This is a genomic window from Terriglobus roseus DSM 18391, assembly GCF_000265425.1.
GTDB classification, from domain to species: domain Bacteria; phylum Acidobacteriota; class Terriglobia; order Terriglobales; family Acidobacteriaceae; genus Terriglobus; species Terriglobus roseus.
Genome location: NC_018014.1, coordinates 2,910,908 through 2,929,001 on the forward strand (window position 1 = coordinate 2,910,908; position 18,094 = coordinate 2,929,001).

Sequence of the window (18,094 nt, forward strand, 5' to 3'; positions counted from 1 at the left end):
CAGATGGTTGCGACTCGCTCTGATTACTGCTGCTACTGAGTACCACCGTGCTTGCGCAAGTGATACCGGGACTTGCGCACGCAGCACCGAGGGGAAGCAAGAAAACAAGTCCCGCCTCCCATCTACTGAACATGCACCGCCCCAGGTTTCCCGACGACAGCCAGGCCACTCTGCTTGCTGTCAGTGGCGTTCATGTTCGTCAGGGTTAGAGTCGAATCTCCACTGCCTACCGCCTTGAACGTAAGGATCACAAGGCTTCCATCACCCGTCACCCCACCAGCATTTGGTGGCCGCACCACGGATACGGAGACCACTCCATTGCCGCTCTCGCGTTGCTGCAACGCCGCGGGTTGACCGTCACGGCCCAGGAGCTCTCCGTTGTCCACGCGCACGAGCGACAACACCTTGGGATCGAAATTTACTTGGAACGGAGCGCTGAATAGATCGACCGCGTGGGAAGCCGTCACAGCCACCTGGAAGGTGGATCCGATCTGCTGATTCACTGCGGACGGTACCACTTGAAGGACTACCGATGCACTTGGTATCGCGCCGCTTGTCTTGGTTGTGGGTGATACCAGCGGACGCGCCTGCGCCGCAAGCTGTCCAAGCATGGCCGAGGCAGCGTTCGCGGCAGACGTCGGCTGACTGGTGGCAGCCTGCTCTTTGCCTCCAACATCGTCCACATCCTTCGTATCGCTGAGTCTGCCATTCGGGCCGCGATGCCGCAGTTCGATGCTCTGGCTGGTGCCGCTGTCGATCACTCTCGTGTTCGCTTCGGTCAGGGGTGATTCCCGAACGATGTGCGGAATCAGTAGGAAGACGATCTCGTCGCTCGATTGCTTCTTGTCCTGACTGCTAAAAAAATATTTGAGAAACGGTAGCTCTCCTAGCCCAGGCGTTCCGCTTACGCTCTTGGTATCGCTCTGCTGAAGAAGCCCAGCCAGAATGGATGGTTCGCCGTCTTTGAGTTGAATCACCTGCTGCACCAAGCGCTGGGAGATGATCGGCTCCGAGACGCCGCTGATGGTGGTTGACCCTGTCTGCGAGGAGACTTCGATCTTCATCTTGAGTGATACCTGGTGATCAAGATGAACCGTGGGTGTCATGTCGATGTTGACACCCACATCCACGTAAGTGAACTGCGTCGTCGCTGTGGCAGTCGATGTGAGCGTGGAAGTTGTCGAACCGGTTGCGACGGGGATCTTTGATCCGATCTTGAGCGTCGCCTGTTGACCATCACTCGCGCGTACCCTTGGATTCTGCAGAACCCGCGTGTCCGAGTCAGACAGCAGCGCGTTCAGCGAAGCGCTGCTCAAAGTCACGGCGAAGTTGGTGCCGTTCAAGTTGCCGAGTGTGTTCAGCGTCAATCCCGAGGTGGAAGTACTAGTAGACGTTGACGATGAGCTCGAAGAACTGGTGGAATTCGCATTGCTGGCTTGGGCACTCACACTGAAGCTCGTCGGCAACGTAATGCCTAGATTCCGCTCCAGATCACGGCTTACCTCCAGAACCGCAACGTCTACGACCACTTCCGAGCGCGTCCGATCAAAGTCATCAATCAGCTTCTGAACCAGCACCAGCTCGGCTGGGGTCGCACGGATCACAATGGCGTTCTGCGATGCGAGTAGAAAGATCTTGGTACTCGGATCGAGGAGATTCCTGAGCGCAGTCAGTACTTCGTTGGCATCATTCTGCTGCGACATATTTGTCAAATAGAACGTCTCTACCGCAAGACCGTCATTGTCGGTATGCTTCGCGCGATTGTTCTGCGCAACAAAGATCGTGTTCTCCGTAAGTGGAGACCAGAACGTCCCGGCTATCTTACCGACGATTCGGAGACTATCGTTCAGCGACACGTTGGAGAGGTCCACCGCAATCCGTCTCGAGTTGTAGTCGGAATCGAAGATGACATTGAGGCCCGCCAGCTTTGCGATCGCCTGATAGATGACCTTGCTGTCTTCAACAAGGTGCATGGTGATAGGGTCCATCGAAATTGGCGCGAGCTCGACCGGACTGTCCAAAGAATCAATCTCGCGACGCACGCGCTTCTGATGCTGTGCCTGTAAGTTCCCCACCGGAGCGGCCGCACCGCCTCCTCCAGCAACCGCACTTCCCGACGCATGCGATGCATTGGATGGTTCCTCTGAGGCGAGGAGCTCTTGTGCAGCCGATTGATTTCCCCGGTCGATCTGCAGGGCGCGCGCGAACTCTTTCATGGCGCCGGCGTCGCCAGATTGCCGCAAGACACGCCCACGATCCAGATGTGCGTTCGATGCCTGGAAGCGCATCCGCTCATAGTGGGTCTCGTAGCGGAGATCCTTCGGCTTCAGTAGATGCGCTTGACGATAGGCCTCAAAGGCTGCGTCGAAATCATTACGCAGCTCGGCCTCGTTCCCGCGCTTGTCCCATTTCGCCGCGGATTGCGCCAGGGATTTGTTTGGAGCAACGCAGGTAACTACCGCACAGAGAAGCGATAGAAATACCTTGCGTTTACAGTCAGCCATCTCGTGTCGAAAAACTTTGGAATATTGTCGGCTCACAGTGCGATAGACGTTCAACGAAGTCTTCGGCGGCACTCCGGTCGGTAACGAATTGTCATCATCACTCGTGACATTTCAGGATCCTGTCAGGCAGCTGATCAGGCGGTGCACTCATGCAGCACCAACGGACTGCGGCGATGACAATTTGTTACAAACCGTGACCACGGCAACAAACCGGAAGCGTTCTTCTAAAGCCAACGCGGCCGCAGTGATCCATAGGACCGCTGCAGAAGGAGCAAGACATTGCGCATGCTTTTAAACTCCAGTGGTAATTCCCTCGCTCTGCGATCCTGCTTGGCTCTTGCGGGCGCCATTCTAATCTTCGGTCGGTTTGCGGCAGCACAAGGTGCGCCGCTGGCAGGACCCGCCCCATTCAAAGCGATTGTCAGCGTCCGCGGCGGCGGCGTTGAGCGCAACGCGCCGTACCGTGTGCCGCAGCGCGTCGTGCAGGGAGTTGTGCGAGACGGCCACGAAAAAGGAATCCCACGGGCTGAGGTCTTCCTCAAGGACGATCGAACCTTGAAAGTGCGTCAACTTCTTGCGGACGAGAACGGGAACTATATCTTCGGTGGTCTGCCACTCGATCACGACTACCAGGTATGGGCAAAAGCAGGCGAAATAACCACTCCGGTCAAACCTGTCAGCTCGTTCATGGGGATGCATGACGTGACGATGAACTTCCACATCGCAGCCGACAGCCACACATCGGAAGCTCCGAAGACTATCGAGACCGCAAAGCAGTAGTTCTGTCGGCGACCTCAGTCGGAAGAAGCACCCGGCATCAAGAGCTGTCTCCCCGAAGGCCAGCGTGATCGCCATCACTCGATGGCGGACCGTAAGGAAAGCACAACTATTCACCATGTCACGGTGGACGAGAGGGATCTTGTCTTCCAGAATTCGTGAGGCACCAGCTGAAGCTGAAACAACTATTGGGCGGTCCAGATCGCGTCGGTCAGAGAGATGAGTCGGTCGGCGCGGCGTGCGCTCTCACACCACCGCACGTGGAAGAGACTGCGAGCGATGTCGTCCAGCTCTATCAACAAAGTTGCGCACGGCTAGGCCTGCTTACTATGAGCTGTATGTTTGTCGCCCTTCCTCTCTGGGGCCAGAACCAGGCCGCGCTCCACCTGCCAGATGGCCCAACTCCACAGAGCACATCGTCCATGGCAATAGCGCAGGCCACGACACAAGGTGACTCCACACTGTCGGGCATGATTCTTGACACTGCCGGCGCTTCCATCGTGGGGATTGCTCTCCACTTGGAAGACGTTGCTGGTAAGGACATTCGGCAAGCGTCAACGGATATCGACGGAAAGTTCACCTTTGGCAAAGTGGCTTCCGGGACCTACCGTGTCGTCGTGCTGCCGCAGAATGGCTTTGAGGGATACACCACCGAGAGTTTCGACGTCGGCTCGCAAGAGGCCGTGGCGATCTACGCAATCACGCTGGGGATCGCATCCGCCAGCAGTGAGGTGACCGTACGACCGACGGAGATAATCGCAGCCGAGCAGATTAAGGCACAGGAGAAACAGCGACTGATCGGCATCCTGCCCAACTACTACATCAGCTTCGTGCACGATGCAGCGCCAATGACCGCGAAGCAGAAGTACGGCTTAGCGCTTCATGAGTTTCTCGATCCAACGCGCTTTGCTGGCACGGCAATCGTAGCGGGCGTGGAACAAGCGAATAACTCGTATGCTGGTTACGGATCAGGTGCGGCAGGATACGGAAAACGCTACGCCGCCGCATATGGCGACGGTCTCTTCCAGAGCATTTTGAGCCATGCAGTCTTCCCCTCTCTCCTTCACCAGGATCCTCGCTACTTCTATCAGGGGACGGGCACGACCAAGTCACGCGCCTTGCACGCCATCAGCTTCGCTGTGGCTGTGCGAAACGACAATGGCCATACGGCTCCGAATTACTCCTACCTGCTCGGCGACATTGGGGCCGGCATGATATCGAACCTCTACTATCCGCATGCTGACCGCGGTTATGGCTTGGTCTTTACAAATGCAATAATCAGCATGGGAGGACGCGCAGCGGGCGGTTTGCTGCACGAATTTCTCGATAAGCACATTACAAAGAATGTCCCGCGAACGGGGACTTCGTCCACCAGCGGAAAGATCCAACCGTAGGTAGGGCCACCGCCGGTATGTCGTCAGAGGGCCCTACCTGTGGGATCTCAACTTGCAAAGATTGTCAGTTCCCTGCTCGCCAGCCTTGTCCGGGTCGAAGACCAACACGATCTTACGGATATCGTTGGCGATCGCCAGTTCAAGGTGCGCGACGGTGAACGCTGTGCCGCAAGTCGCTACAGCCGTCTTGATGCCGCCGGCGTACAGAGTGGTCGCGTCCCCCTTTGCCCTCGATCATCACTGTCTTAGGTTTTGAACATCGGGCAAACCTGACTCGAGCTCGCCACACATCTTAAAGATGTAGCTTAGGCCCTCCCGTCGCGGGTCAAATGGCGCATTTAAGATCGCAATCCTCGAGTCCTAAACCAAGGAACGCAACTGCTTCCCTAGGATAGGTGTAAGTCTGATTCGGGAATCTCGGCGAGCGGGGCGATCAGCCCAATGGCTCTTCTGAATAAGCTCGCGTACATATCCTGGATATCGACGCTCCTTCGTCGATACTTTCAGTCCCCCACTTCCAGCCTCGGGGCCAAAGAGATGAATAGGGACGCTTTCCAACGGAGTTTCCGCCAGTATGCGTACCAGTAGGAGCAGGTAGACATCCGGCAGACTGTGTGGAAGGCATAGAAACAGATAAACCCCTCAGATAGAGGGGTTTATGGCGTTCCGTGTAGAACTTAATGAAGGTCGTGGCGGAGAGTGAGGGATTCGAACCCCCGATAGACTTACGCCTATGTCTGATTTCGAGTCAGGTGCATTCAACCGGGCTCTGCCAACTCTCCGACTTGATCGAGTATAGAGGTTCGGACGGGACACGGCAAACCGCTTTGTCGCGGAATGCGAACCACCGTTCCCACCCCACGCGGTTATCCGCCTTCTTCGCCGTCGAAGCACTTTCTCAAGTTCCGGGACCACATTTCCACGGCAACTCTTCGTACAGTTGAAGTTGCGGTTACCCACATCGGAACGACCACAAGTGCCGCCAGACTTTTGCACCGGCATCCCACATCTTGTGCTTGCGCGGTCACCCGGCACGAGCTAAAGTACATCTACTTCCGATGCAGTGCATGGCACCGCTCCCCAGCGATCCCTGCACAAGCGAAGCTAAAGCGAAAAAAGCAGCAGTTAGACGATGGTCGAAGGCAAGGCGGTCTTGCTGGAAACACATCGCCCGAAACGAATGTTCTCCACCCCATTTCGGCAGCGCGCCTTCAATGGCGCATGCAAGGAGCACCATGGCGAGCACTACCGTCCAGACCAGCCTTTCCGATATCCTTCCCGGCTTCCCCGCCCGCGAAGAAACGCCCGTCATGCACGTCAAAAAGCGGAACGGCGCTCTCGAACCGGTAGACGTCAACAAGATCGTCCGCGCCGTGCAGCGCTCTGGCTACGGCCTGCAGCACGTCGATGCGATCCGCATCGCATCCAAGACCATCGGTGGTCTCTATGACGGCGCGACCACCCGCGAACTGGACGCCATCTCCATCGACACTGCCGCTTCCCTTATTGCGGAAGAGCCGCAGTACTCCAAGCTGGCTTCGCGGCTGCTGCTGGCCACCATCCTCAAGGAAGTCGCCGGTCAAAACCTGCACTCCTTCTCGCAGTCCGTCGAGTACGGCGCGCAGGTCGGCATCGTCTCGCCCGCAGTCGCAGAGTTCGTACGCATCCACATGCGCAAGCTGAACCAGGCCATCAAGGAAGACAACGACGACCGCTTCGAGTACTTCGGCCTGCGCACCGTATACGACCGCTACCTGCTCCGCGATCCCCTCTCCCGCAAGGTCATCGAGACCCCGCAGCATTTCTTCCTGCGCGTCGCCTGCGGTCTCGCCGGCACCCCGCACGAAGCAATTGAGTTCTACAACCTGATCTCCTCGCACGACTACATGCCGTCGTCGCCCACGCTCTTCAACAGCGGTACGAAGCACCCGCAGATGTCGAGCTGCTACCTGCATGACTCACCGCAGGACTCGCTCGAATCCATCTACGACTCCTACAAGGACGTCGCGCTGCTCAGCAAGTTCTCCGGCGGCATCGGCCTCGCCTTTCACCGCGTCCGCAGCGAAGGATCGCTGATCCGTGCCACCAACGGCCTCTCCAACGGCATCGTGCCGTGGCTGCGTACGCTCGACTCCTCCGTCGCCGCCGTCAACCAGGGCGGTAAGCGGAAGGGTGCATGCTGCGTCTACCTCGAGCCTTGGCACGCGGACATCGAGAGCTTCTTGGAACTCCGCGAGAACACCGGCGATCTCTCCCGCCGCACCTACAACCTGAACCTCGCCAACTGGATTCCCGACCTCTTCATGAAGCGCGTCGACGAGGACGGCATGTGGTCGCTCTTCGACCCCAAGCTCGTCCCGCAGCTCCCTGACCTCTTCGGGGAAGAGTTCGAAAAGGCCTACATCCAGGCCGAAGAAGACAAGATCTACTACCGCCAGATGAAGGCGCGAGACCTTTACGCACGCATGATGCGTTCGCTTGCCGAAACCGGCAACGGCTGGATGACCTTCAAGGACGCCTGCAACGTCAAGAACAACCAGACAGGCCTGCCCGGCAACGTGATCCATCTGTCGAACCTGTGCACGGAGATCACGGAAGTCACCAGCAAGGACGAGACGGCTGTGTGCAACCTGGGCTCGGTGAACCTAGGTCGTCACATGAAGACTGACGAAAACGGCAAGACGGTATTCGACTTCGAGAAGCTCGCCAACACCGTCCGGGTTGCCGTGCCCATGCTCGACCGCGTCATCGACATCAACTTCTACCCGGTGCAGCAGGCCCTCAAGGCCAACAACCGCTGGCGCCCCGTAGGCCTTGGCGTCATGGGTCTGCAGGACGTCTTCTTCCAGATGCGTCTTCCCTTCGACTCCCCCGAAGCGCAGGCACTCTCGACCAAGATTCAGGAAGAGATCTACTACTACGCCATGCTCGCCACCACCGAGCTCGCCGAGAAGAACGGACCGCACCCCTCGTTCAACGAGACCCGCCTCGCACAGGGCAACTTCCAGTTCGACCTATGGAAGATCACGCCCAGCGAGCCCGAGCGTTGGGAGGCACTGCGCCAGCGCATCAAGCAGTCTGGAGTGCGCAACTCCCTACTGATCGCCATCGCACCTACGGCGACCATCGCATCCATCGTCGGCTGCTATGAGTGCATCGAGCCGCAGATCTCCAACCTCTTCAAGCGCGAAACCCTCTCAGGCGAGTTCCTGCAGGTCAACCGCTACCTCATCAACGAGCTCAAGGCACTCGGCATGTGGAACGAAGAGATGCGCATGAAGCTCAAGATGTCCGAAGGTTCCGTACAGAACATCGACGACCTCACCGACGAGCTGAAGCTCATCTACCGCACCGTCTGGGAAGTCCCCATGCGCAGCCTCATCGATATGGCAGCAGCACGCAACGCCTACATCGACCAGGCACAGTCGCTCAACCTATTCAGCGAGTCGCCCAACATCGGCCGCCTCTCCTCCATGTACATGTACGCCTGGAAGCAGGGCCTCAAGACGACCTACTACCTGCGTTCGCGTCCCGCAACCAAGATCGCGAAGACCACCGTACAGAAGGGCGCCATGTCCTCCAGCCTGCCGCAGACCGCACAGGCCCAGTTGCAGAACGTCTCCGTCCCCGAGCCGGAGCAGCAGCCCATCGACGCCTCCGCAGCCATCGCCTGCTCTCTCGAAAACCCTGAGAGCTGCGAGGCCTGCCAGTAAGACATACGTGTGGGGCGGCCTTAAGGCGGCCCCGCACGCCCTGTTATCCCGCGTGCTTTGCAGAAAGCACGCCCGCCGCACGCAGGCGAAACAAGTTCGTTAGGAGTCCTATCCAATGTCCACCATCGCAACGCCAGTAACCACGGCTAACTCCGTCGCAGCACCGATCTCCATCCTTGATCCCGGCATGTGTCTCACGCTTCGTCCGATGAAGTACCCGGTCTACTACGACATGTTCCGCGACGGTATCAAGAACACCTGGACCGTGGAAGAAGTCGACTTCTCCACCGACCTCGTCGATCTTCGTTCGAAGATGAGCCCGGCCGAGATCCACACCATCAAGCGCCTCGTGGCCTTCTTCGCGACCGGCGACTCCATCGTCTCGAACAACCTCGTGCTCAATCTCTACAAGCACATCAACTCGCCCGAAGCGCGCCTCTACCTCTCGCGCCAGCTCTACGAGGAGGCCGTGCACGTCCAGTTCTACCTGACGCTGCTCGACAACTACGTCCCCGACCAGAAAGAGCGCGAAGAGGCCTTCTCCGCCGTTGAGAACATCCCCTCCATCCAGAAGAAAGCCGAGTTCTGTATGAAGTGGATGGACTCCATCCAGGCCCTCGACACGCTCGAGACGCGCGATCACCGCCGCCAGTTTCTGCTCAACCTCATCTGCTTCGCGTCGTCGATTGAAGGCCTCTTCTTCTTCGCGGCCTTCGCCTACGTCTACTTCTTCCGTTCGAAGGGCCTGCTGCACGGCCTGGCATCGGGCACGAACTGGGTCTTCCGTGACGAAAGCTGCCACCTCGAGTTCGCCTTTGAGGTCGTCAACACCGTCCGCCAGCAGGAACCAGACCTCTGGGACGCCGATCTTGAGCGCCAGATCATCGAAATGCTCGAGGAAGCCGTTGACTGCGAAGCACAATTCGCAGACGATCTGCTCTCCGGCGGCGTCGCCGGACTCTCCGTCCGCGACATGCGCGCTTACCTCGGCTACGTCGCCGACAGCCGCCTGCAGCGACTCGGCATCGCGCCTCACTTCAAGACCAAGAACCCCTTCAGCTTCATGGAGCTGCAGGACGTCCAGGAGCTCACCAACTTCTTCGAACGCCGCGTCTCGGCCTACCAGACCGCGGTCGAAGGCGAAGTTGGCTTTGGCGAAGATTTTTAACGAACAATTCCGCACGATAATCCAGTGACAAAGAAAGCTGCCCGCACATCGCCGGGCAGCTTCTTTCGTCTGTTCACCATCTCAAAAACCATGCGAGTGGAAGAAGAAGTTCGCATCCCCGACGCGGTGGATGTGGTAGAGCCCAACCAGGTCGAGTCCACCATTGAAGCGAAGCAGATTGGCGACCGCATCCGGCGCCTCCGCATGAAACGCTCCATGGGTCTCGTCGAACTCGGCAAGAAAACCGGCCTCTCGGCCAGCTTCCTGTCCCAGCTGGAAACCGGTCGTGTTGTCCCCACGGTTCGAAACCTGGCGCGTATCTCCATCACCTTCGGCAAAGATCTCTCGTACTTCTTCCGCGACGAGCAGCCCATCACCTTCCGCATCCTCCGCCAGTCGGAGCGCGTACGCCTGCAGAAGAACGCCGGAACCGTACCGACCTTCCTCTCGGAAAACCTCAGCGGCCTCATCGCCGACAGCAGCATGGTTCCCTGCATCGCAGAATTTCGCGGTACCGCCGAAGAGGTCTGCTTCCGGCCCCGCATCTTCGAAGGCGTTGAATTCACCATGGTCGTCGAAGGTACCCTCACCCTCGTCTCTGAGATGGAAACACGCACCTTGGAATGCGGTGATGTCGCCTGGCTCGACGCCATGCGCAAGCGCCAGTACACCTGCGACCCCGGCGAACGCGCACGCGCCATCATCATCACGCGTCCCAACCGCAACTAGACACATCCGACGACACAGTTAGAACCCCACGTCTCCCTCTCTGAGACATGGGGTTCTTCGTTTCGCACACCCCGACGCACGGGACGCGAGACACTATTGCCATGCCCTCTGTTCCCGCAGACCAGCCAAGGAAATGGACGCCGCTCCCCGCGTCCTGGCGCAGGGCTGCCCTCGACCAGACCGGCACGGTCCTGCTTGAGTCTTCACTCCCAAGCGAAACGCAGCACCACTCCTATCTCTTCCTCGCCGCTGACCGCGTCCTCACCGCGCACTCGCCGCAAGAACTTCCGTCTCTCTTCGAAGCCATCGAGCAGGCCCTCGCCGAAGGCCACTGGGTAGCCGGTTCCCTGGACTACGAAGCCGGCTCCCACTTCCTCGACCTGCCCACACGAGTAACCAGGACGCCGCTCGCAACCTTCGGCATCTACACCGCGCCGCGCATCTTCGACCACACAAGCGACTCCACGGATGAGCCCGAACCGCCCAGGCCTGGACCGCTGCCCATCGCTCCCATGCTGCGCATCCGCCGCGAAGACTACACCGCCGCCATCGCCCGCATCCAGCGGTGGATCGCCGCCGGCGATACCTACCAGCTCAACTTCACCACCCACGCACTAAGTCCGTACGCCGACGACGCAGCCACGCTCTACGCGGCGTTGCAAACGCAGCAGCCATGCAGCTACGGCGCCATCCTGAACCTGCTACCGCAGCAAACCGTCCTCAGCCTCTCACCGGAACTCTTCTTCCGCGCCACACCCGACGGCACGCTGACCACCAAACCCATGAAAGGCACCGCGCTGCGCGGCACAACCGCAGCCGAAGACGACGCGCGCGCCGAGTCCCTGCGCAATGACGAGAAGAACCGCGCAGAACACGTCATGATCGTCGACCTTCTCCGCAACGATCTCGGCCGCATCTGCGAAGCGGGCACCGTCCGCGTCGATCGCCTCTTCGAAGTCGAGCGCTATCCCACGCTGCTGCAGATGACCTCCACTATCACCGGCCGCACGCCCCACCGGCTCGCCTGGTATCAGGTCTTCCGCGCACTCTTCCCCTCTGGTTCCATCACCGGCGCACCCAAACGTCACACCATGGCACTGATCGCACAGATCGAGGACCACCCACGCGGCATCTACACCGGCGCCATCGGCTACTTTGCACCGGACGGCAACGCGTGCTTCAACGTAGCGATCCGCACCGTCGTACTCGACGGCAAAACGATGGTGTTAGGAGTCGGCGGCGGCATCGTCGCAGACTCCACCTCCACCGGCGAATACGACGAATGCCTCCTCAAAACCGCCTTCCTGCAACGCGCAGCCCAACCCATCCAACTGATCGAAACAATGCGCTGGATGGGCACCACCCCGGCTGCCCCGGACATTGGCACTCTTGCGCATGAGCGGGAACTCGCGGAAAGAATACCGCTGCTCCCATTCCATCTGCAGCGCCTCGAAAGCTCCGCCGCATCCCTCGGATTCCGTTTCGACGCAGAAGCCATCCTCGCCACCATCGCAGAAGCAAGCACCCAGTGGGACGGCCAACCCAGGCGTCTGCGACTGCTTCTCCACCGCAATGGCGCGGTTGAGCTTCAGCATGCCGACGCTCCCAACTGGCAGCCCCATCTAAAGGTGAGCTTCGCAAGACAGATCACGAGCCGCGAAGCTCCGTACCTCCGCCACAAGAGCACCTTCCGCCCGGAGTACGATCCGGCCCTGCGCGAAGCGCATGCCGCAGGCCACGACGAAGCCCTCTTCCGGAATGAAATCGGTGAGATCACCGAGGGCTGCATTTCGTCGCTGCTGGCATGCCTGCAGGGACAGTGGCTCACACCACCGCTCGCCAGTGGCTGCCTGCCCGGTACCTACCGCGCAGCACTCCTCGAAGCAGGCCTGATCCGGGAACGATCCATCACCATGAGTGACCTGCGAACGGCAGACCATCTCTGTCTCTGCAACGCCATACGGGGCACCGGCTGCATTGCATCTCTGCAACTACCAGACGGTGAGCGCATCCATTACAAGATCGCCGCGCACCCGCCGCAACTTGTAGGAAGATGAGGCTTACAGAAGGTAGTCTTGATAGAGTGCCTCTCGCCGAAGTGATCCTCAACCATCAAGCTCTTGCTTCGAAGCAAGGACCTGAGCGTTTGCTTTCGGAGGGGCATGGCTTCAGCCATGCCATCAACAAGCTCAAGAAAGACCGGCGTTCGCCGCTTACGGAACCCATCAGACGCGCACAAGACCTCTCAGCACCAGGGACATCGGAAGCAAGAATTTAAGCTTTTGCTTTCGGAGGGGCATGGCTTCAGCCATGCCATCAACAAACTCAAGAGAGACCGGCTTTAGCCGCTGAGGGAATCTCTCAGGGGCATACGAAAGAATTAAGGAACGAGGAAACGTTGGAAGCAGGCATTGCCGTAGCGGCGATTCAGGCAGTGGCCATGGCGGCAGCGCTCTGGCTCAGTGCGCGGCATCGCCTGCTCGAACGCGGCATGGGGTATCTCGTCAGTCTCGCCGTCGGCGTTCTGCTGGCAACGGCGCTGCTGCACATCATGCCGGAAGCCATCATCACCGTCGGCAATCGGCCGGCGCTCTGGTTCACCTTCCTCGCCACCATCTTCGTGCTCTTCTGCTTTGAGCGGATCTTCGCCACACTCACCGGCCATCCTGTCGAAACGCCCGCGCAGGGCGAGCCCGACTGCGGTCCGCATCACCATCATCACCACGAACACGGCGCACGCCCCGTCTCGCTCATCTTCGGTGGCATGCTGCACAGCTTCGTCGATGGTGTCTCGGTCGCCGCAGCCTTCGCCGCCGGCCGTCGCATCGGCTGGCTAACCGCCGTTGCCATCACGCTGCATGAAGTGCCGCACCGCATGGGCGACTACGCCCTGCTACGCCACCTCCACGTCTCGCCCGCCCGCGCCCAGCGCTTCCTTCTGCTCATCGCCGCGGCAGCCATGGCAGGGGTAGCTATCGTGGGCGTGGCAGGCCACACATTCGACGCAACCAACTGGCTCCTGCCCGTAAGTGCCGCCAGCTTCGTCTACATCGCCCTGGTGAACCTCATGCCGGAACTCCCCGGAGAAAGCACCATCCGCAGCGTATGCCTGCAACTCGCCTGCATGATCGCCGGAGCGATCCTCGTAGCACTGGTCCTGCGAGTCCCCGGTAGCTGACTCCGAGTCACCATCCGGTCGCCATGGAGCGACGAATACGGCTCATTCCTGGGAAGGGAGCCCGCCGGAGATTCCTCCAAGGGCGGAGCTCGCACGGATCTCGAACCGCTATCCTCGTCACGCTGAAATCTTGTCAAGCCCCTGGACCATCTAAACATCACATTCAAAGCCACTTACAAGTGGCGGATAATTAGAGGAATTCCGCTAGAATAGAAAGAGTAGAGGATAACGGCGTTTTAGGCGCGAGCTAAATCCTTTAGAATCTAATTTTTGCGTGTAAGTCCAATAGAATCTAATTTTTACAGGCGCTGCAAAACCTAACCCCTTTCGAATCTGATTTTTACGAAAATTGAGGGGGGGGGGAGGGGGTCACGGCGAACCACCCATGGTTCTCCCTCTGCCGGCTCCGAAACGCAACAAAAGCGTGTAATAATTCGTGGAAATCGTGACATAATCGTAGGGTTGGTCTGAAACATCAGACCCGGCATCAGGAGATTGGTATGGCGAAGGTATGTCCCATCACCGGCAAACGGCCGATGGCTGGAAATAAAGTGTCGCACGCGAACAATAAGACGCGTCGCCGCTGGGAGCCGAACCTGCAGTGGAAGCGCATTTGGGTTCCGAGCGAGAAGAAGTTTGTGCGTATGCGCGTGTCTGCACGCGGCCTCCGCACCATTAACAAGCTGGGCGTAGAAGCTGCCCTGCTCCAGGCGAAGGGATAACGGACATGCGCACAATCATCAAGCTCGTCTCCAGCGCCGGTACCGGCCACTTCTACACCACGACCAAGAACCCCAAGACCACCAGCGCTAAGCTGGAGTTCAAGAAGTACGATCCGGTCGTGCGTAAGCACGTCTCGTATCGCGAAGCGAAGATCTAACTCTTCCCTTCCAATACTCTCTCGCAACGCCGCGATCTCCGGATCGCGGCGTTCGTGTGTGTGCGCTTCCGCACAATTTACTTTCGCCGGTAGGCGACTTCGACGCTGCGGCTGCATCTACCAAAAAATGACGCACGGCCATCCAATGACAAAGGTTCGGCGTCCGCAGTCTTATACAGGAGCATCAGGATGCATCCCTCCGTTCGTTCGCTCGCGCTCTGTGCAACACTTTCCGCGGCCATGTTGGCCGGCTGCCACAGCAATAACGCCGCAACCGCCGGCTCCACCACCGTCCGTATGCCCGATGGCAGCGTACAGGTCATCGCCGCCGGCCAGCCGCTCCCCGTCGGCTCCACCGTCCTCGCTGTAGGCAATGGCTCCACCGCCATCTCGCCCGCAACCGGTGCTCCAGTTGCTGTCGCACCCGGCGGATCAGTAACTCCCATGCCCCCGGCAGCAGCGCCCGGTTATGCCCCCAGCGGACCCGCGACAGCACCCGCACCCGCGGCAACACCCGCACCTGCCGCAGCTCCGGTCGCAGCGGCACCCGCTCCCGCACCGGCACTGGTCGTCCCCGCTGGTACTCGTGTAACCATCCGCACCAACGAATCGCTCTCGGCAGAACATAGCGGCGGCCCCGGAACCAGCTTCAGCGGCGAGCTTAACTCCCCCATCGTGGTGCGTGGAGTAACAGTCTTCCGCCGCGGTACTTCAGTGCGTGGCGAGATCGTCAGCGCCAACGGCCGGGGCCACTTCACCGGCGCCGGCGCCATCGGCATCGAGCTGACCAACATCGGCGGTTACCGCGTGCAGACCAGCGAGTACATCGCACGCACCAAGGGTCGCGGCAAGCGCACTGCAGGCTTCATCGGCGGCGGCGCGGGTCTCGGTGCGCTCATCGGCGGTCTGGCCGGCGGTGGTAAGGGTGCCCTGATCGGCGGCATGTCCGGCGCAGGCGCAGGCACCGTCGCAGGAGCGTACACCGGCAGCCGCGACACCATCATCCCGTCGGAGAGTGCCATCACCTTCACGCTGCGCAGCTCCATCGCAGTAAAGTAAGCGTTCGCACCGCAACAGCAGACATAAAAAAAGGGGCCATGAACATGGCCCCCTTTTTACTTCTCGCGCTCCGGAATCGTTAAGGCTGAATCAGAAACACCCCATCGCGCATGATCTGAGACTCGCCCTCAGCATCACCCAGCCAGATGTTGAAGCCGAGACCGACCACATCGATGTGTGTCGAAGACTTCCACGGCGCTCCTGTATGTGCGCCATATGGATCACCGAACGCGATATGGATGCCAGGGAACTTCTCATCCTGCAGAATATTGCCGATCACTTCCTGCACGCCAATGTTCGTCCCAATTGCGAATTCACCCACGCGGTCGCTGTTCTCGTCCGTGTGCGTGTAAGCCCAGAATTCCCGCTCCAACTGCTTGTTCTCGCAGGAAATCCGAACGATCCGATTGTTCTCAATAGCAATCGAAAGCGGCGTCTCCCGCAGGATGCCATAACGAGCGCACAGATAGTCGCCAACAACACCGTCGACCACAAACACACCGTTCACTTCACCCGGAGCCGTAAAGCACTCGCCGCCCGGCAGGTTTCCCCACTTCTCCGTGGAGATGATGCCCGACGTCTTGAACCACTTGTAGTTCGGGTTTAGTTGCGCGTGGATGTCCGTTCCAGCAGCAGTCGTCGCACGCACATAAGTCGCCTCACGCACGCGATCCAGAACCGCCTGCGACAGCGCATCGACCGCACTGAAGTCCGCGCGCATGCCCTGCACCATGATCTCGGGTGTCACATTCACCATGTGGGCGTGCCGCATGCGGCGGCGGTTCACAACATCCGTCATCTCCATCCGGCTGCGCAACTCATTCGGCTGCACCTCCACGGCGAAGATGCTCACCTGGCTCGACTCCATGTCTTCCAGCACAGCAGCAGGCATTCCGATCAACGGCCGAGGAGCAAGCTCCTCGAGTACAAAGCCATTCCATTGGCAGCCGATCCGGTCCAGTTCCACAGCGATCGACGCCGCGATCGCCATCGTCTTCTCATCGGTGATGACCGTAACTTTCTCGCCCGGTTGAATCCGCAGGCACGTGGTCACAGCATTACGTGCGCCTTGGCCAAACGACGGCGGAAAAGGCACAGAGGAAAGACGCGTCGAGATATAGGCTGCTGGCATCGTTCTCCTTCAGATGCTTAAGCGTACCGCGCCGGCTCGCCCCCAGCCGAAAATGGAAGACCCCGGCAGAAATCGCCGGGGTCTTCCAGGTATGCCGCTTGGGCAGGAGTTATGCGCGGTAAAGCTCGTGCGGGATGTCGTTGATGTCCAGATGAGCTGCCACCGGTGCGGTGGGCGAGTTCATGACCTTGGTGAAGGCCGTCTGGAACTTCTTCATCTCTTCCGGTGTACCGACGGTCACGCGGACCATCGTCGGGTAGATCGACCAGACACGGCCGATAGCCACCTTCTCGCCAAGCATCGCGCGCTGCACTTCGGCGCCGGGACGCTTTACGTCAACCATGAACATGTTGGCTTGTGCACCAGGAATAAATGCAAAGTTGTTCTTCTGCAGGTACTCGAGCGTGTTGTCCAGCGTGTCCTTGTTGATCTTGCGGCGCAGCGGAACCAGCTGCGGATCGTTCAGGCTGGCGGCTGCGGCTGCGGCCGAGGTCAGCGAGATCGAACCGATCTGGCGGTTGTTCGACGTGACAGTCTCAAACTTCGCCAGCAGGTCAGGACGGCCGAAGGCGAAGCCGGCGCGAACGCCTGCCATACCGTAGATCTTCGAGAACGTGCGCAGGACGATGACGTCCTTGTCTGCAGCAACCATGTCGATGACGGAGTCTTCGGTCGAGAAGTGGTGATAGGCCTCGTCGACGATGACAACCGAACCGGCAGGCTTGTTCTTTACGAGCCATTCGATGTCCGACTTCGGCGTGATCGTGCCGGTCGGGTTGTTCGGGTTCACGATGTAATACGCACCCGGATTCGGGTGAGCAGCAAGCATCGCCTTCACGTCGTACGCGTAGGTCTTTTTATCCAGCGGAACCTGGATGTACTTGGCCTTACAGGTCTGTGCAGCGCGGAAACCCTGCTCGTAGGAGGGATCGCCCAGGATGAGCGCCTTGTCCGGTCCAATGTTGGAGTAGAGAGCCAGATCCAGCGGTCCACCCGAACCCGGGTAGATGCGGACGTAGCCAGGCTTCAACTGGAACTGCTCGCTGATCGCCTTGGTCATCGCGGCAGAGTACTCACGATCGTAACGGCCGCCCTTCTTGGCAGCGCCGCTGATCGCTTCGAGGGCGACGGGAGCAGGTCCAAGCGGGTTCTCGTTCGACGAGATGATCACGGTGTTGGGGTCACGCGGAGCACGTCCGCCGCCCATGTCATCGCCCATGCCGCCACCACGGCGACCTGCTTGCGGCGCGGCCGGAGCTGCGGCCTGCATTGCGAATGCGGGCATGGATGCCACCGCAGCCGAAGCGATGCCAGCGGTGCGCATGAAAGAACGGCGGGAAAAATACTGCTGGGCGGAAGCGAAGTTCTTCAAATCCATACGACTCTCCTCAGTGAAACTGCGGTGAACGAATCGAGGTACACGTCGGCGACACGACGCTACTTTGCGTTTGCAGGAAACTTGTGAACTGAAGCTTGGGATCGCCCATGCAGGACGGCTGTTTGCATGAGGATTTCCTTCACAATAGCGTGAATTCTTCGCGAATGCGCAATGCACCACAA

The 18,094-nt window shown here is 59.4% G+C and carries 13 protein-coding genes, 1 tRNA gene and 1 pseudogene; 10 read left to right on the top strand and 5 right to left on the bottom strand.

The annotated features are described in order from the left end of the window. Positions 1 to 122 precede the first annotated feature (122 nt). Complete coding sequence (locus TERRO_RS11925) at positions 123 to 2,504, bottom strand: cohesin domain-containing protein (protein WP_014785910.1); 2,382 nt, start codon at positions 2,502 to 2,504, stop codon at positions 123 to 125. Positions 2,505 to 2,789: 285 nt separating this feature from the next. Between TERRO_RS11925 and TERRO_RS11930 the strand changes: the two genes are divergently transcribed. Both TERRO_RS11930 and TERRO_RS11935 read left to right on the top strand, forming a co-directional pair. Then, entirely contained in the window at positions 2,790 to 3,284 is a 495-nt protein-coding gene (locus tag TERRO_RS11930) for a carboxypeptidase-like regulatory domain-containing protein (protein ID WP_157178321.1), read from the top strand. 467 nt (positions 3,285 to 3,751) lie between these two features. After that, positions 3,752 to 4,675, top strand: coding sequence for a carboxypeptidase-like regulatory domain-containing protein (locus TERRO_RS11935; RefSeq protein WP_245536076.1), 924 nt, complete (start codon positions 3,752 to 3,754; stop codon positions 4,673 to 4,675). Positions 4,676 to 4,708: 33 nt separating this feature from the next. On the opposite strand, the pseudogene TERRO_RS23920 reads toward TERRO_RS11935, so the two are convergent. Then, positions 4,709 to 4,885: pseudogene (locus tag TERRO_RS23920) on the bottom strand (toprim domain-containing protein); the annotation flags it as partial. 480 nt (positions 4,886 to 5,365) lie between these two features. Beyond that, positions 5,366 to 5,457, bottom strand: a tRNA-Ser gene (locus tag TERRO_RS11940). A 453-nt stretch (positions 5,458 to 5,910) separates the two neighbouring features. On the opposite strand from TERRO_RS11940, the gene TERRO_RS11945 reads away from it, so the two are divergent. The 8 genes from TERRO_RS11945 (at position 5,911) to TERRO_RS11980 (ending at position 15,402) form a co-directional block, all read left to right on the top strand. Beyond that, entirely contained in the window at positions 5,911 to 8,388 is a 2,478-nt protein-coding gene (locus TERRO_RS11945) for a ribonucleoside-diphosphate reductase subunit alpha (protein WP_014785913.1), read from the top strand. A gap of 115 nt (positions 8,389 to 8,503) precedes the next feature. Then, on the top strand, positions 8,504 to 9,556 hold the full coding sequence (locus tag TERRO_RS11950) for a ribonucleotide-diphosphate reductase subunit beta (protein WP_014785914.1): 1,053 nt from the start codon (positions 8,504 to 8,506) through the stop codon (positions 9,554 to 9,556). Positions 9,557 to 9,580: 24 nt separating this feature from the next. Then, positions 9,581 to 10,285: a helix-turn-helix domain-containing protein gene (locus tag TERRO_RS11955; protein WP_014785915.1), complete on the top strand. Its 705-nt coding sequence runs from the start codon at positions 9,581 to 9,583 to the stop codon at positions 10,283 to 10,285. A 101-nt stretch (positions 10,286 to 10,386) separates the two neighbouring features. Continuing rightward, positions 10,387 to 12,342, top strand: a complete 1,956-nt coding sequence (gene pabB, locus TERRO_RS11960; RefSeq protein ID WP_169315306.1) for an aminodeoxychorismate synthase component I — start codon at positions 10,387 to 10,389, stop codon at positions 12,340 to 12,342. 341 nt (positions 12,343 to 12,683) lie between these two features. Further along, positions 12,684 to 13,463, top strand: coding sequence for a ZIP family metal transporter (locus tag TERRO_RS11965; protein ID WP_014785916.1), 780 nt, complete (start codon positions 12,684 to 12,686; stop codon positions 13,461 to 13,463). Between the two features lie 500 nt (positions 13,464 to 13,963). Further along, positions 13,964 to 14,185 carry a 50S ribosomal protein L28 gene (rpmB, locus tag TERRO_RS11970; RefSeq protein ID WP_014785917.1) on the top strand — a complete coding sequence of 74 codons (222 nt, stop codon included), beginning with the start codon at positions 13,964 to 13,966 and terminating at the stop codon, positions 14,183 to 14,185. 5 nt (positions 14,186 to 14,190) lie between these two features. Continuing rightward, positions 14,191 to 14,343 carry a 50S ribosomal protein L33 gene (gene rpmG / locus TERRO_RS11975; RefSeq protein WP_014785918.1) on the top strand — a complete coding sequence of 51 codons (153 nt, stop codon included), beginning with the start codon at positions 14,191 to 14,193 and terminating at the stop codon, positions 14,341 to 14,343. Between the two features lie 189 nt (positions 14,344 to 14,532). Further along, positions 14,533 to 15,402, top strand: a complete 870-nt coding sequence (locus TERRO_RS11980; RefSeq protein WP_014785919.1) for a hypothetical protein — start codon at positions 14,533 to 14,535, stop codon at positions 15,400 to 15,402. A 79-nt stretch (positions 15,403 to 15,481) separates the two neighbouring features. On the opposite strand, the gene TERRO_RS11985 is transcribed toward TERRO_RS11980, so the two are convergent. Next, positions 15,482 to 16,534: an aminopeptidase gene (locus TERRO_RS11985; RefSeq protein ID WP_014785920.1), complete on the bottom strand. Its 1,053-nt coding sequence runs from the start codon at positions 16,532 to 16,534 to the stop codon at positions 15,482 to 15,484. 109 nt (positions 16,535 to 16,643) lie between these two features. Then, positions 16,644 to 17,912: a pyridoxal phosphate-dependent aminotransferase gene (locus TERRO_RS11990; protein WP_014785921.1), complete on the bottom strand. Its 1,269-nt coding sequence runs from the start codon at positions 17,910 to 17,912 to the stop codon at positions 16,644 to 16,646. Positions 17,913 to 18,094: the final 182 nt, after the last annotated feature.